At 71.8% G+C, this 13925-nt stretch carries 15 protein-coding genes; 1 reads left to right on the top strand and 14 read right to left on the bottom strand.

Annotated features, from left to right (window positions below; all coding sequences use genetic code 11):
• Positions 1 to 27: 27 nt before the first annotated feature.
• From AC4BGB_RS10425 to hpt, 11 genes are all read right to left on the bottom strand, one after another.
• Positions 28 to 819 carry an ABC transporter permease gene (locus tag AC4BGB_RS10425; protein ID WP_490546707.1) on the bottom strand — a complete coding sequence of 264 codons (792 nt, stop codon included), beginning with the start codon at positions 817 to 819 and terminating at the stop codon, positions 28 to 30.
• The gene (locus tag AC4BGB_RS10430; protein WP_490546708.1) at positions 816 to 1511 is read right to left on the bottom strand and encodes an ABC transporter permease; all 696 of its coding nucleotides are present in this window, start codon (positions 1509 to 1511) and stop codon (positions 816 to 818) included. Before AC4BGB_RS10430 ends, AC4BGB_RS10425 begins: the two co-directional genes overlap by 4 nt.
• Positions 1508 to 2611: an ABC transporter ATP-binding protein gene (locus AC4BGB_RS10435; protein WP_490546709.1), complete on the bottom strand. Its 1104-nt coding sequence runs from the start codon at positions 2609 to 2611 to the stop codon at positions 1508 to 1510. The genes AC4BGB_RS10430 and AC4BGB_RS10435 overlap by 4 nt, the downstream gene beginning before the upstream one ends.
• A 186-nt stretch (positions 2612 to 2797) precedes the next feature.
• Complete coding sequence (locus AC4BGB_RS10440) at positions 2798 to 3373, bottom strand: hypothetical protein (protein WP_490546710.1); 576 nt, start codon at positions 3371 to 3373, stop codon at positions 2798 to 2800.
• An 18-nt stretch (positions 3374 to 3391) separates the two neighbouring features.
• The gene (locus tag AC4BGB_RS10445; RefSeq protein WP_490546711.1) at positions 3392 to 3922 is read right to left on the bottom strand and encodes a DUF3180 domain-containing protein; all 531 of its coding nucleotides are present in this window, start codon (positions 3920 to 3922) and stop codon (positions 3392 to 3394) included.
• Positions 3923 to 3962: 40 nt separating this feature from the next.
• On the bottom strand, positions 3963 to 4532 hold the full coding sequence (gene folK, locus AC4BGB_RS10450) for a 2-amino-4-hydroxy-6-hydroxymethyldihydropteridine diphosphokinase (protein WP_490546712.1): 570 nt from the start codon (positions 4530 to 4532) through the stop codon (positions 3963 to 3965).
• Positions 4529 to 4927, bottom strand: a complete 399-nt coding sequence (folB, locus tag AC4BGB_RS10455; RefSeq protein WP_490546713.1) for a dihydroneopterin aldolase — start codon at positions 4925 to 4927, stop codon at positions 4529 to 4531. The genes folK and folB overlap by 4 nt, the downstream gene beginning before the upstream one ends.
• Positions 4928 to 5018: 91 nt before the next feature.
• Positions 5019 to 5873 carry a dihydropteroate synthase gene (gene folP, locus AC4BGB_RS10460; protein ID WP_490546714.1) on the bottom strand — a complete coding sequence of 285 codons (855 nt, stop codon included), beginning with the start codon at positions 5871 to 5873 and terminating at the stop codon, positions 5019 to 5021.
• Between the two features lie 31 nt (positions 5874 to 5904).
• Positions 5905 to 6516 carry a GTP cyclohydrolase I FolE gene (gene folE / locus AC4BGB_RS10465; RefSeq protein WP_490546715.1) on the bottom strand — a complete coding sequence of 204 codons (612 nt, stop codon included), beginning with the start codon at positions 6514 to 6516 and terminating at the stop codon, positions 5905 to 5907.
• Positions 6513 to 8552: an ATP-dependent zinc metalloprotease FtsH gene (gene ftsH, locus AC4BGB_RS10470; protein ID WP_490546716.1), complete on the bottom strand. Its 2040-nt coding sequence runs from the start codon at positions 8550 to 8552 to the stop codon at positions 6513 to 6515. Before ftsH ends, folE begins: the two co-directional genes overlap by 4 nt.
• Positions 8553 to 8669: 117 nt before the next feature.
• Positions 8670 to 9221, bottom strand: a complete 552-nt coding sequence (hpt, locus tag AC4BGB_RS10475) for a hypoxanthine phosphoribosyltransferase (protein ID WP_490546717.1) — start codon at positions 9219 to 9221, stop codon at positions 8670 to 8672.
• Positions 9222 to 9286: 65 nt separating this feature from the next.
• Between hpt and AC4BGB_RS10480 the strand changes: the two genes are divergently transcribed.
• Complete coding sequence (locus tag AC4BGB_RS10480; protein WP_490546718.1) at positions 9287 to 10324, top strand: LLM class flavin-dependent oxidoreductase; 1038 nt, start codon at positions 9287 to 9289, stop codon at positions 10322 to 10324.
• 62 nt (positions 10325 to 10386) lie between these two features.
• On the opposite strand, the gene tilS is transcribed toward AC4BGB_RS10480, so the two are convergent.
• Genes tilS through dacB form a run of 3 tightly spaced genes read right to left on the bottom strand, consistent with a single transcriptional unit; the run spans position 10387 to position 13873 of the window.
• Complete coding sequence (tilS, locus tag AC4BGB_RS10485) at positions 10387 to 11364, bottom strand: tRNA lysidine(34) synthetase TilS (RefSeq protein ID WP_490546719.1); 978 nt, start codon at positions 11362 to 11364, stop codon at positions 10387 to 10389.
• A 2-nt stretch (positions 11365 to 11366) separates the two neighbouring features.
• Positions 11367 to 12434 (bottom strand): zinc-dependent metalloprotease, encoded by a 1068-nt coding sequence (locus AC4BGB_RS10490; RefSeq protein WP_490546720.1) that lies wholly within the window; start codon positions 12432 to 12434, stop codon positions 11367 to 11369.
• The gene (gene dacB, locus AC4BGB_RS10495) at positions 12431 to 13873 is read right to left on the bottom strand and encodes a D-alanyl-D-alanine carboxypeptidase/D-alanyl-D-alanine endopeptidase (RefSeq protein ID WP_490546721.1); all 1443 of its coding nucleotides are present in this window, start codon (positions 13871 to 13873) and stop codon (positions 12431 to 12433) included. The genes AC4BGB_RS10490 and dacB overlap by 4 nt, the downstream gene beginning before the upstream one ends.
• Positions 13874 to 13925: the final 52 nt, after the last annotated feature.

The raw sequence follows: 13925 nt of genomic DNA on the forward strand, positions 1-13925 counted from the left end.
ACAACTTCTCGGCGAGCCGGGCCCTGGTCATGCTGCCTCCGCGGTGAGCTCCTGCTCGAGCACTGCCGTGCGCGAGTCGGGGGTCGCCCCGCCATTGCCGTCGTACCCCTCACGGTCCGCACGACGCGTGCGGCCGGTGATTCCCCGCGATACGGACAGTCGCTGCAGCGCGGCCAGGAGCAGGTCCGCCGCGAGCGCGAGGGCCGCGACCAGCAGCCCGCCGCTCACCATCTGCGGGTAGTCCTGCTGCGCGAGGCCGTCGTAGATGAACCGGCCCAGGCCGCCGAGCGTGACGTAGGCGGCGATCGTGGCGGTCGCGATCACCTGGAGCGTGGCGGAGCGGAAGCCGGAGAAGATCAGCGGCAGCGCGTTCGGCAGCTCCACCCGGAACAGCACCTGCGGACCGGTCATCCCCATGCCGTACGCCGCGTCCCGCGCAGCCGGGTCGACGTTCTGCACCCCGGCAACGGTGTTGGACAGAATCGAGGGGATCGCCAGCAGCACCAGCACGATCTCGGTCGGGATCACGTAGCCGGCGTCGGTGCGGCCGTAGAAGTTGGGCGCGATCATCACCACGAGCAGCACGAGCAGGCCGACGCTGGGCAGGGCCCGGATGGCATTGGCCGCGCTCACCAGCCAGGTGGCGCGGTGGGAGTGCCCGATCCAGAGCCCGAGCGGCAGCGCGAGGACCAGGGCGATCGCGAGGGCGACTGCGGAGTACTCGAGGTGGGCGCCGAGCTGCTCCCAGATGCCGGGGTCGAAGTTCGTGCCCTCCCAGTGCACCGGGTCGGTGAGCCAGTCGAAGACGGAGCCGATCATGCGCTCACCGCCCGTCGCCACGGGGTCAGCAACCGGCTGGCCAGGAGCACCAGGCCGTCGAGGGTGGCGGCGAGGAGCACGCACAGCACGATGCCGAGGACGATCGGCGGGTAGTACGGCGTGTCCGTGGACAGCTTGAAGCCCTCGTCGAAGAGGCGGCCCAGGTTGTCGAAGCCGATCGTGCCGGCGACGGTGACGATGCTGACGTTGGCGACGATCGCGACCCGCAGCCCGGCGGTGATCACCGGCACCGCCATCGGCAGCTCCACACGGAAGAACCGGCCCAGCGGGCGGTAGCCCAGCGCCGTCGCCGCCTGCAGGGTCTCCTGCGGGACGGCTCCGAGGCCGTCAGCGACCACGCGCACCAGCAGCGCGAGCGAGTAGACGCTCAGCGCGATCGGCACCTGGACCGGGCTGAGCGGGTCGAGCCCCAGCAACGGCGGGATCAGCACGAACAGCGCGATGGAAGGGATCGTGTAGAGCAGTCCGGAGATCGACATCATCGGCGGGTAGAGCCAGCCGTGGCGTCGGGAGAGCCAGCCCAGGGGCAACGCGAGGAGCAGCCCCACCACGACGGGGACCACCGAGAGCCAGGTGTGGTCCCACAGGTAGCCGAGGTCCTCGGAGCGATGGTCGAGGAAGTAGCCGAAGAAGTGCCACGGCGACGAGCTCGCGGAGTCCAGAGGGATCACCTCGGCGTCTCCGGGACCCCGGCGGGAGCCTCGATCAGGGCGAGCACCTCGCTCGCCGTGGTCGAGCCGAGCAGCCGGCCGGAGTCGTCGACGACGATGCCGCGCCCCGAGGGCGAGGACAGGCAGGCGTCCAGGGCCGCACGCAGGGTGCCGCCCTGGGTGGCCAGGGTCCCGCCGCGGTAGAGCATCCGGTCCTCGACCACCGTGCCGTGCGGCTCGTCGTCGAGGTTCAGCCACCCCTGCGGCTCACCGGACCCGTCGACCGCCAGCAGCCACTCGCCGTCGCCGCCCGAGGGCAGCGGCTCACCCATCGTGACCGTGGCCTCGTCGTGGGTCTCGATCGTGCCCGCGCTGGTGAACCCGAGGGCCCGGTAGCCCCGGTCGCGCCCCACGAAGCCCGCGACGAAGGCGTCCACGGGTCGCGAGAGCAGCTCTGCCGGGGTGGCGACCTGGGCCAGCTGCCCACCGACGCGCAGCACCGCGACCCGGTCACCGAGCTTGATCGCCTCGTCGATGTCATGGGTGACGAACACGATCGTCTTGCCGAGCTCGCCCTGCAGCCGCAGGAACTCGTCCTGGAGCTGCTCGCGGACCACCGGGTCGACGGCCGAGAAGGGCTCGTCCATCAGCATCACCGGCGGGTCGGCGGCCAGTGCCCGGGCGACGCCGACACGCTGCTGCTGGCCACCGGAGAGCTGACCGGGATAGCGGGTAGCGAACGCAGGGTCGAGGCCGACCCGCTCCAGCAGCTCCATCGCACGCGCCCGGGCCGTGGCCTTCTTGGTGCCGAGCAGGAAGGGCACCGTCGCCACGTTGTCCAGGATCGTGCGGTGTGGGAACAGCCCGGCGTGCTGGATCACGTAGCCGATCTGCCGGCGCAGCTCGTGGGCCGCGATGGTGCCGGTGTCGGTCCCGTCGAGCCAGATCTTGCCGGAGGTCGGCTCGACCATCCGGTTGATCATCCGCAGCGAGGTGGTCTTGCCGCATCCCGACGGGCCGACCAGGACGGTGATCTCCCCCGTCGGTGCCTCGAGGTCCAGCTCGTCCACCGCGACGGTCCCGTCCGGGTAGCGCTTGGTGGCTCGGTCGAAGCGGATCATCCTCGGGTCTCCTCCTGCTCGGGGACCGGGCCCGGTGAGGCGTCCAGCCTCTCGGAGGCGCCGACGCGGCGGAAGGCCACACGCACCTTCGGTGAGCCCTCGGCTGCCGTGCGCCGACTATCGCATTCCGGGCTCACGTTCGGGAAGTCTCCCAGACCGCTCGCCGACCGCGCCGTCGGAGAGGGTTCAGGCCTGCTTCAGCGTGACCTGGGTCTCAGCCTGCTGCTGGGCCGAGCGCTGGGCGCTCTGCTGCGCGTCCCAGGCGACCAGCTCGACGAGCGGGTCGGAGACGGGGACGGCGCTCTCGCCGCGGAGCACGGCGATGCTGTCCTCGAGCACGTGCACCCGCTCCTCGGCCTGCGCGAGCCGGGACTCCGCACGCTGGGCCCGGGTCTCGTGCTGGGTGAGCAGGCCCTCGAGCTCGCGCTGGCACAGGTGGGACTCGGCCAGGCGCTCGGTCATCGCGGTGGTGAACTCGGCGTGCTCGGCCGCCCGCTCACTGAACAGCGTCTTGTAGGCGGCCGCAGCAGCGGCGCGGTCCCTGGCGTTCTCGCGCCGCGACTGGAGCACCTCGGTCCAGGTGATGCGGACGGCGGTCCACCCCAGCACCAGCGAGGTCACCGAGGCCAGGCTGAGCCACAGCGGCGACTGGGTCGGCAGCGAGGCGAGGACCGCGGCCGTGGCCACGCAGAGCAGCGAGACCGCCACGGTGAGCCGGACACTGCGCTGACGACGGCGCATGCGGGTGCGCGGGGCGGCCATGCGCCGCAGCCTAGGTCGCTACTCCCTGGGGCGGGGCACGCGACACGCATGCTCCAGTGCCAGGGCTGCCCCCGTCGCAGCGGCCGCGCCGAGCGCCGCGAGGCCCGAGTGCCACAGCCGGGTGGTCGAGGAGGGGTCGCCGACCCCGAGCTGGCTCACGGCGTACCCGACGTACCCACCGGCCAGCAGCACCCCGACCAGGGCGCACGCCTTGCCCAGCACCAGCCGGTTCACGGCCTGGTGCGTGGCCAGGGCGAAGCGGTCGCGACGCACCGTGCGCCAGGTGAGGTACGCCGTGCCGCCGATGATCGCGGCGGCGAAGAACAGCAGTGCCACCGAGAACAGCGAGACGTCCGGCTCGGCCAGCCCCAGCCGCAGGCACAGCGGGCGGACCGCCCAGCCCACCACCATGCCCACGACACCGGTCAGCACCAGCGGACCCGGCCCGGTCGGCTGGATCCGGCCCTGCTGGTCCGGCTGCTCGGACTCGTCGTCCGGCCCGGACTCCTCGCGGCGTCCGCGGGGCTGCTCGTCGCCGGGCCCGCTCACGGGTGCGGCCTCGAGCAGCGCCTCGTCGAGCCCATGGGCCTCAGCCGAGCTCGAGCTCGATGTCCTCGCGCAGCCGGACACCGTCGCGGCCGGTCTTCTCGACCAGCTCCTTGACGGGGCCGACGCCGGGGATCTCGGCGTCGGGCTCGAGGTCGAGCCACGGCACCAGCACGAACGCCCGGCCCGCGGCGCGAGGGTGCGGCAGCACGAGGTCGTCCTCGTCGGCACGGCGGTCGCCGAGCACGATCAGGTCGACGTCGAGGGTGCGCGGAGCGTTGCGCTCCCCGCCCGCCTCACGGCCGTAGGCGGCCTCGGTCGCGAGGGCCCGCTCGAGCAGGGTGCGCGCGGAGAGCGTGGTGTCGAGCAGCACGATCGCGTTCAGGAACTCCTTGGAGCCCTCGGTAGCGTCGACAGGGTCGGTCTCGTAGACCGGCGACACGTCGGTGACCCACACGTCGGGGGTGTCCGCCAGCGCGTTCACCGCGCCCTGCAGGTTGGCCCGGCGCTCACCGAGGTTGGACCCGATCGAGATCACCGCACGGCGGATCGGGTGCATCTCACCGGTGAGGCTGTCGGTGTCGACGATGTTGGGATTGGGGGACTCGGTCACGTGGAGCTCCGGTTGATGGTCAGGGCGACATCGTCGAACTTCGCCTGGATCGGGGCGTGCGGCTTGTGCACGGTCACTTCTACGTCCTCGACCCCGGCGTGACGCAGACAGGTGTCCGCGATCCGCTGCGCCAAGGTCTCGATCAGGTCGACCGGGTCGTTCTCGACGGCCGACCGGACCTCATCGACAAGAGTTCCGTAGTCGACCGTGTCCTGCAAATCGTCGCTGCGCGCGGCCGCGCTGGTGTCCATGCCGAGCACGAGGTCGATCACGAACTCCTGGCCGTCGCGACGCTCGAAGTCGAAGACGCCGTGGTGCCCGTGGATCGCGAGACCCCGCACCGCGAGGCGGTCCACCGGCTGGCGTGCGGGAACGGTACTGAGCTGGTCGGTCATCGTGGTCAGACACTACCGGCGGGTGCATGGGACCGGAACGGCCGTCCCACCCTGCTCGCCTGCGGCGTCCTGACCTGCGCGAACGCCGCTCTCAGCCGTCTCCGCGCCAGCGGCTGACCACCCGGATGGCGTCCAGGCTGGCCCGGACCTCGTGCACCCGGACCGCCCAGACCCCCTGGATCGCGGCGATGGTGGTCAGGGCCACGTTGGCGTCCTCACGGTCGTGAACCGCCCTCGGGTTGCCGTCGGGATCGGCCAGGAGGGAGCCGAGGAAGGACTTCCGGCTGGAGCCCACGAGGATCGGCGTCCCGAGCGTCTCCAGCTCCGGCAGCCGGCGCAGCAGCTCCCAGTTGTGCGTCGGCATCTTGGCGAACCCCAGGCCGGGGTCGACCACGATCCGGTCGGGGTCCACCCCCGCGGCGACCGCGTCCTCGATGCGCTGCGAGAGCTCGTCGCGGACCTCGACCAGCACGTCGTCGTAGGACGCCAGCTGCTGCATCACCTCGGAGTGGGCCCGCCAGTGCATCGCGACGTACGCCGCTCCGTGCTCGGCGACCACGTCGAGGACCTGCGGGTCCGCCAGCCCGCCGGAGACATCGTTGACCAGCACCGCGCCGGCCTCGAGCGCCGCGTGCGCGACCTCGTGGCGCATCGTGTCGACCGAGACCGCGACCCCGTCGGCGGCCAGTGCCCGGATCACCGGGACGACCCGGTCGAGCTCCTCGGCGGCCAGCGGCCGGGTGGCCCCCGGCCGGGTGGACTCCCCGCCGATGTCGAGCAGGTCGGCGCCCCGGGCGTGCAAGTGCAGGCCGTGGGCGATCGCCGCGTCCGTGGTGGCGTGCTGCCCCCCGTCGGAGAAGGAGTCGGGCGTGACGTTGACCACCCCCATCACCAGCGGACGGGTCAGCACCGGCAGGCCCTCGGCCCACGACTCCCGGCCGGTCATCGCAGCTGCAGCGGCTTCCGGGTGGGCCGGCTCATCGTCGTGCGGCGTTGATCAGGGACATCGCCTCGGCACGCGTGGCGGGGCGGTGCATGATGCCGCGCACGGCGGAGGTGATCGTGCGGGCGCCCGCCTTGCGGACCCCGCGCATGGTCATGCACAGGTGCTCGGCCTCGATCACCACGATCACGCCGCGGGCCTCGAGGATGTCGACCATGGCGTCGGCGACCTGGGTGGTCAGGCGCTCCTGGACCTGCGGGCGCTTGGCGTAGACGTCGACCAGCCGCGCGAGCTTGGAGAGCCCGGTGATCTTCCCGTTCTCGTTCGGGATGTAGCCCACGTGGGCCACCCCGGTGAACGGCACCAGGTGGTGCTCGCACATCGACCACAGCTCGATGTCGCGCACCAGCACCATCTCGTCGTGCCCGATGTCGAAGGTGGTGCTGAGCACGTCCTCCGGCCGCTGGTGGATCCCCTGGGTCAGCTCGGCGTACGCCCTGGCGACCCGGGCCGGGGTCTCCTGGAGCCCCTCGCGGTCAGGGTCCTCACCGATCGCGATCAGCAGCTCGCGCACCGCGGCGGCGGCCCGGTCGTGGTCGAACGCCGCCACCGCCCCCTGCCCCTCGCCGATGGGGTCGACGGTCATGACGAAGGGCTCGGCGGGGCCGGCGGGTTGACCCCGAGTCCCGGTTCCCCGTGGACGTCCCCGCCCGGTCCGGGAGGCGTGATCACCGCCGCGTTCTGGTCCTCGTCGGTGGTGGCGCCCTCGGCGGCCGCCACCCGGATCTTCTCCGGGATCACCACGGGCGGGATGTTCGACGGGTTGCGCTCGGGCGACCCGGTCCACGCGGGACGACGCGCACGGCGGCGCAGGGGCTCGAAGATCTCGGCGATCTGGGCCTTGTCCAGCGTCTCCTTCTCCATCAGCGCGAGCACCAGGCTGTCGAGGACGTCCCGGTTCTCCTCCAGGATGTCGAACGCCTCCTGGTGCGCGGCGGCGAGGAGGTTCTTGGTCTCCTCGTCGACGATGGCCGCGATGGACTCCGAGTAGTTGCGGGTGTGGCCCATGTCGCGGCCCAGGAACGGCTCGCCCTCGGTCTCGCCGAGCTTGATCGCGCCGAGGCGCTCGGTCATGCCGTACTGGGTCACCATCGCGCGGGCCAGCGAGGTGGCCTTCTCGATGTCGTTGCCGGCGCCGGTGGTCGGGTCGTGGAAGACCATCTCCTCCGCTGCCCGGCCGCCCATCATGTAGGCCATCTTGTCCAGCATCTCCGAGCGCGTCTGGGAGTACTTGTCCTCGTCGGGGAGGACCATCGTGTAGCCCAGCGCCCGGCCGCGCGGCAGGATCGTGACCTTGTGCACCGGGTCGGTGCCGGGGAGCGCCGCGGCGACCAGGGCGTGGCCGCCCTCGTGGTACGCCGTGATCATCCGCTCCTTCTCGCTCATCAGGCGGGTGCGCTTCTGCGGACCTGCGATGACTCGGTCGATCGCCTCGTCGAGGGCGTGCTTGTCGACCAGCTTCCCGTTCTCGCGCGCGGTCAGCAGGGCCGCCTCGTTGAGCACGTTGGCCAGGTCCGCACCGGTGAAGCCCGGCGTACGGCGGGCCACGGAGAGCAGGTCCACGTCGGGCGCGATCGGCTTGCCGCGCGCGTGCACCTTGAGGATCTCGAAGCGCCCGTTGAGGTCGGGGGCGTCCACGCTGATCTGGCGGTCGAAGCGGCCCGGGCGCAGCAGCGCCGGGTCGAGCACGTCGGGACGGTTCGTCGCGGCGATCAGGATGACCCCGCCGCGCACGTCGAAGCCGTCCATCTCCACCAGCAGCTGGTTCAGGGTCTGCTCGCGCTCGTCGTGACCGCCGCCCATGCCGGCGCCGCGGTGGCGGCCGACGGCGTCGATCTCGTCGATGAACACGATCGCGGGGGCGTTCTCCTTGGCCTGCTCGAACAGGTCGCGCACGCGGGAGGCGCCGACACCGACGAACATCTCCACGAAGTCCGAGCCGGAGATGGAGTAGAACGGGACGCCCGCCTCGCCGGCGACCGCACGCGCGAGCAGCGTCTTGCCGGTTCCGGGCTGCCCGTAGAGCAGCACGCCCTTGGGGATCTTGGCACCCACGGCCTGGAACTTCGCCGGCTCCTGGAGGAACTCCTTGATCTCACCGAGCTCCTCGATCGCCTCCTCGCAGCCGGCCACGTCGGCGAAGGTCGTCTGCGGCATGTCCTTGGTGATCAGCTTGGCCTTGGACTTGCCGAACTGCATCACCTTGCCGCCGCCGCCCTGTACCTGGTTCATCAGGAACAGGAACAGCAGCACGATCAGCACCAGCGGGAGCAGCGTGGCGAGGATCGAGCCCAGCAGGCTGGGCTTGGGGTTCTTGACGTTGAAGTCCTTGATGGTGCCCTTGTCGACCTGGTCCTGGACCTGGTTGACCAGCTTGACCTGCTGACCGGTGACCCAGGTGGCCATCACCTTCTTGCCGTCGTCCAGCGTCGCCCGGATCTGCTGGTCGCCGCCGTCGACGAAGGTGACCTCCTTGACCTTGCCCGAGTTGATGTCCTCCACCATCTGGGAGGTCTCGACCTCGGTGTACCCACCGTTGGGCACGAGGTACTGGAGGGCCAGCAGGACACCGACCACGGCAACCGGGATCCAGAGCCATGGACTACGCACGATTCGCTTCACCGCGTAATCCTCTCAGGTCACTCCACAGCGTGGAACGAGTCTCCCCATCCGGCTTCCCAGAGGCGTCTCTGCCGCGTCTCTGGAGCGTCTCCGGGGCGTCTCTGGGGCGTCCGGCGCCTATGAATAGACGTGCGGAGCGAGGGTCCCGATGTCCCTGAGGTTGCGGTACTTCTCGTTGTAGTCGAGGCCGTAGCCGACCACGAACTCGTTGGGGATGTCCCAGCCGACGTACTTGGGGTCGATGTTCATCTTCTGCGCGTCCGGCTTGCGCAGCAGCGTGCAGATCTCCACCGACGCGGGGTTGCGCGAGTTCAGGTTGGAGGTCAGCCACATCAGCGTGAGGCCGGTGTCGATGATCTCGTCGACGATCAGCACGTGACGTCCGCTGATGTCGGTGTCGAGATCCTTGAGGATGCGTACGACGCCGGAGCTCTTCGTGCCCGAGCCGTAGGAGGACACCGCCATCCAGTCCATCTCGACGTGGCGGTTGAACGCCCGGCCGAGGTCGGCCATCACCATCACGGCACCGCGCAGGACGCCGACGATCAGCAGGTCCTCGCCCTCGTAGTCCCGCTCGATCTGCCGGGCCATCTCCTGGAGTCGACCCAGGATCTGCTCCTCGGTGAACATGATGTTGACGAGGTCACCTTCGACGTCTGCTGCGTCCATGTGCGAAAGCCTGCCACGTCACCGGTCGCGGGAAGTCTCAGGGTCCCCCGAGCGTTGTGCCGTTCATGCACCTTTCCGTACTCGATCTCGTCCCCGTCCGGACCGACCAGACCACCAGCGACGCCCTCGCGGCCACCCGTCGCCTCGCCCGCGCCGCCGAGGAGGCGGGCTACCGCCGCTACTGGCTCGCCGAGCACCACAACATGCCGGCGGTGGCCGCCACGAACCCGCCGCTGCTGATCGCGATGGTGGCCGCCGCCACCGAGCGGATCCGGGTGGGCTCCGGCGGCGTGATGCTGCCGAACCACGCGCCCCTCGTGATCGCCGAGCAGTTCGCCCTGCTCGAGGCCGCGTACCCCGGCCGGATCGACCTCGGCATCGGCCGCGCCCCCGGGTCGGACCCGGTGACCAGCTGGGCGCTGCGGCACGGCGCCGGCGGGGTCGAGGACGACGCGGTGGCGCGGTTCCCGACGTACGTCGACAACATCGTCTCGATGATGAGCCCCGAGGGAGTCGGGCTCCAGGTCCAGGGCCGGATGCACCCGCTGCTCGCCACCCCGCAGGCCACCTCGGTGCCGCCCGTGTGGCTGCTCGGCTCCTCGGACTACTCGGCGCGGCTGGCCGCCCAGCGTGGGCTGCCCTACGTGTTCGCGCACCACTTCTCCGGCGAGGGAACCGCCCGCGCGCTGGAGCTGTACCGCTCCACCTTCCAGCCCTCCGAGGCGCTCGCCGAGCCGCGCACGTTCCTGACCGTGAACGCGTCTGTCGCCGCGACCCAGGATGAGGCCGACCGGCTCGCGCTGCCGCAGCTCGAGGCGATGGTCCAGCTGCGCACCGGCGGCCAGCTGCGCGCCCAGCGCTCCGTCGAGGAGGCCGAGAAGGACCCGGTCCCGGCCGCCCACCAGGGCCTGATCGACTCCATGCGCACCCGCTGGGTGATCGGCTCCCCCGACACCGCGGCAGCCCAGGTCCGCGAGCTCGCCAGCACCTTCGACGTCGACGAGGTGATGCTCCACCCCGTCGGCGGCGCGTTCCTCGGCACGGCCCCCGACGCCTCCCCCGCCCGCGAGGACACCCTGCGCCTGCTGGCCGAGGCGATCTGATCCGGATAGTCCGAGACAGTTCCGTCGTCTGAACACGCAAATCGGACCGGAAATGTCTCGGACTATCCCGTCGGGCGGAACCGGAGCAGGGGGCCGTCGGCGTACGCCGTGACGTGGCCGGGGAGCTGGACCTGCTTGCCCCTGGTGCCGGCGAGGCGCTGTACGGCGCGGACGTGGGCGTGGGTGAGCTCGGAGGGGATGGCGCCGGCGGCGATCGCGGCACGGCGTACGACGCGGGAGCGGATCGCCTCGGCGATGTCGTTGATCGCACCCAGGTCGAGGCCGTCGTCGGTCCGGGCCCGCTCGTAGGCCTCGAGCTCGAACGGCTCCACGAACTCCAGGTCCTCCCGGAGCTGCTCCGCGGTCCGGGCCAGGGCCGCGGCCACCCCCGGGCCGAGCTCGCGCTCGAGCACCGGCAGCACCGTGTGCCGGATCCGCGAGCGGGTGAACCGGGGATCGGTGTTGTGCGGGTCCTCCCACCAGGTGATCCCCTCGGCGCGGCAGGCGGCCTCGGTCTGGGCCCGGGTGAGGTCGAGCAGCGGGCGGGCGAAGCAGACCCCCTCCTCGACGTAGGAGCGGCGCATCCCCTGCAGCGACCGGCCCCCGGAACCGCGGGTCAGCCCGAGCAGCACCGTCTCGGCCTGGTCGTCGAGGGTGTGGCCGAGCAGGACCAGCCCGGCCCCGAAGTGGGTGGCCAGCTGCGAGAGGGCGACGTAGCGGGCCTGGCGGGCGCCGGCCTCCAGCCCCGAGGGGCCGGTGTCGACCGTGACCCTGATCGAGGCAGTCTCGTCGACCCCGAGCTGCGCCATCTGGGCGACCACCCGGGCGGTGTGCTCGTCGGACCCCGGCTGGAGCCCGTGGTCGACCGTGACCCCGATGACCCGGGTCCCGGCCTTGTGCGCCTCGAAGACGCTCGCCGCGAGCAGGGCCAGCGAGTCGGCGCCACCGGAGCAGGCGACGAGGACGGGGTTGCTCCCGTCGGCGGCGAGGCAGCGGCGTACGGCGACCCGCACCGCGGCCACCGAGGGATCCAGCGCCATGCTCAGCCGTGCACGCGGGCGACCCACAGGGAGGGGTCGAGGATCTCCGCCTTGCTGGGCAGGTTGGCCGGCTCGGCCCAGACCGCGTTGAAGCCCTCCAGGCCGACCTTGTCGACCGCGGCCCGGACGAAGACCGCGCCGTCGCGGTACTGCGCCATCTTCTGGTCCAGGCCCAGCAGCCGGCGCAGCAGCCGGTCGAGGCCGCCGGCACCCTTGCGGCGCTGGGTGAACTTGCGGCGGATCTCGGCGACGCTGGGGATGATCTCGGGCCCGACCCCGTCCATCACGACGTCGGCATGTCCCTCGAGCAGGCTCATCACGCCGGTGACCCGCTCGATCACCGCCTTCTGCTCGGGGCTGGAGAACAGGTCGAGCAGGCTGCCCTCGGACTTGCCGCTGACCACGTCGCCGACGCGGCGTACGGCGTCACCGACCAGGGCGGCCGGGTCGGTCGGTACGGCGTCGATGATGCTGCTCATCTCCGAGCGGAGGTGGTCGGTCATCCACGGCACGGCGGTGAACTGCACCCGGTGGGTCTCCTCGTGCAGGCACACCCACAACCGGAAGTCGTGGGGATCGGCGGCGATCTCCCGCTCGGTGTGCACGATGTTCGGCGCGACCAGCAGCATCCGGCCCTGCTCGCCGGGCACGTCGTGGAAGGGGTCGAACTGGCCGAGCACCTTCGAGCCCAGGAAGCCCAGCATCGCGCCGAGCTCGACACCGGTGACCCGGGAGCCGATCGCCTCGGTCAGCGCCGAGGGCGGGCCCTTCTTGCCCTGGAGCTTCTCGATGAGCGGAGCCACGATCGCGGCGAAGCTGTCGGCGTTGGCCTGGACCCAGCCCGGCCGGTCGACGACGAGCACCGGGGCGGTGCGCGCCTCGGCTACCAGGCCGGTGTACTCGCGGACCAGCGGCGTCGAGCGGGCGGCACCCGCACGGAGCTCCTCGACGGCCTCGACCGCCTCGGCGCGGGAGACCTGCGGCCCCTCGCCCACGAGGCGGGACCCGACCTTCACGGCGAGGTCCCAGTCGATCATCCCCGGCCGTCCCGACTGGCTCGCTGCGCTCATGACGACGACCCTACGCCGCAGGTGCACGCCCCCAGGGCGGCCGCGATCTTGTCGATCAGCACCTGCGCCTCGAGGTTCTTCAGCGGCCCGACCCGGTCAGCGACCACCACGAAGGCCATCCGGCCGCCGTCCGCGCCGTCGGCCACCCCTGCCAGCCCGTGCACCCCGGTCAGCGTCCCGGTCTTGGCCCGCACCCGGCCCCGTGCCTCGTCGGGCCCCTGGTCGAAGCGATAGGCCAGCGACCCGGTGAACCCGGCCACCGGCAGGCCGGTGAAGACCTGGCGCAGGTCGGGGTGGCCGGGCTCCTCGACCACCCGGAGGAGGCCGGCCAGGGTCTGCGGGCTGAGCCGGTTCTCTCGGGAGAGCCCGCTGCCGTCGTAGAGCCGGTCCCCGTCGGTGGGTACGCCGAGCCGGCGCACCACGTCCAGCACGGCCGCGGCGCCCGCCTCGAACGAGCCCTCCTGGCGCTCGGCCAGGCCCACGTGGCGGGCCAGGACCTCGGCGGCCTGGTTGTCGCTGACCGCGAGCGTGCGCTCGACGATCTCGCCGAGCGGCGCGCTGGAGGCCGAGGCCACCTCGACCGCGCCCTCGGGCGCAGTGGCGCGGACCGTCCGCGGACCGACCTGCACCCCTGCACGGCTCAGCGCGTCCCGGAACACCCGGGCCGCCCCGGCGGCAGGGTCGTCGAGGTACCCGGCCCCCTCGGGAGAGGCGCCCTGGTCGACCCACAACGCGCTGATCGGCGGCACCACCGACTCGGGGACGTAGCTCGCCGGCCAGTGCGGGTTGATCGCGGGACCGGAGAAGTAGGAGTCGTCGAAGGCCAGCCGGACCCGGGTCACCTTCATCGCGCGCAGCTTCTGGGCGGCCTGCTGCGCCAGCGTGGCGATGTCGGCCCGTTCGGGGTAGCTGCCCTGTGCCTTGCCCCGGGAGCTGGCCAGGAAGGGGTCCCCGCCGCCGACCAGCACCAGCTGCTGGGTGTCGGGCACCCACCGGACCGTCGTACGGAAGCGCGCCATCGGCCCGAGCGCCTCCAGCGCCGCCGCCGAGGTGACCACCTTGGTGGTCGAGGCGGGCGTGAGCACCGCAGGCCCCTGCTGGAAGACCGGCTTGCCCGTGCCCAGATCGGTGACGAGCACCCCGAAGCTGGGACCGAGCACGCGCTTGCGCAGCAGCGGGCGCACGGCGGCGGTCACGCGCGCCGGGTCGATCGCCCGGGAGGGGCCGGCCCCGGCGACCGGGGGGACCACCCCCGTGGAGGGCAGGCGCAGGCCCTCCGGTGGCTGCACGGCAGAGGGGTCCGTGGCCGGGTCGGCCGGTCCCCAGCCGAACCAGCGCTCCCCGAGGTCGAAGCGGTAGCTGGCGAACGCGCTTGCGAGCAGGACCAGGACCAGGATCTCGGCGGAGAATCCACGAAGAGAGTGGCGTACGTCACCCAAGGTGCCCCGAGCCCCCTTTGATGTGCCGTTCGAGGTCAATGTGCGCGAGACT

This window comes from Nocardioides sp. Z30_9 (assembly GCF_058215735.1).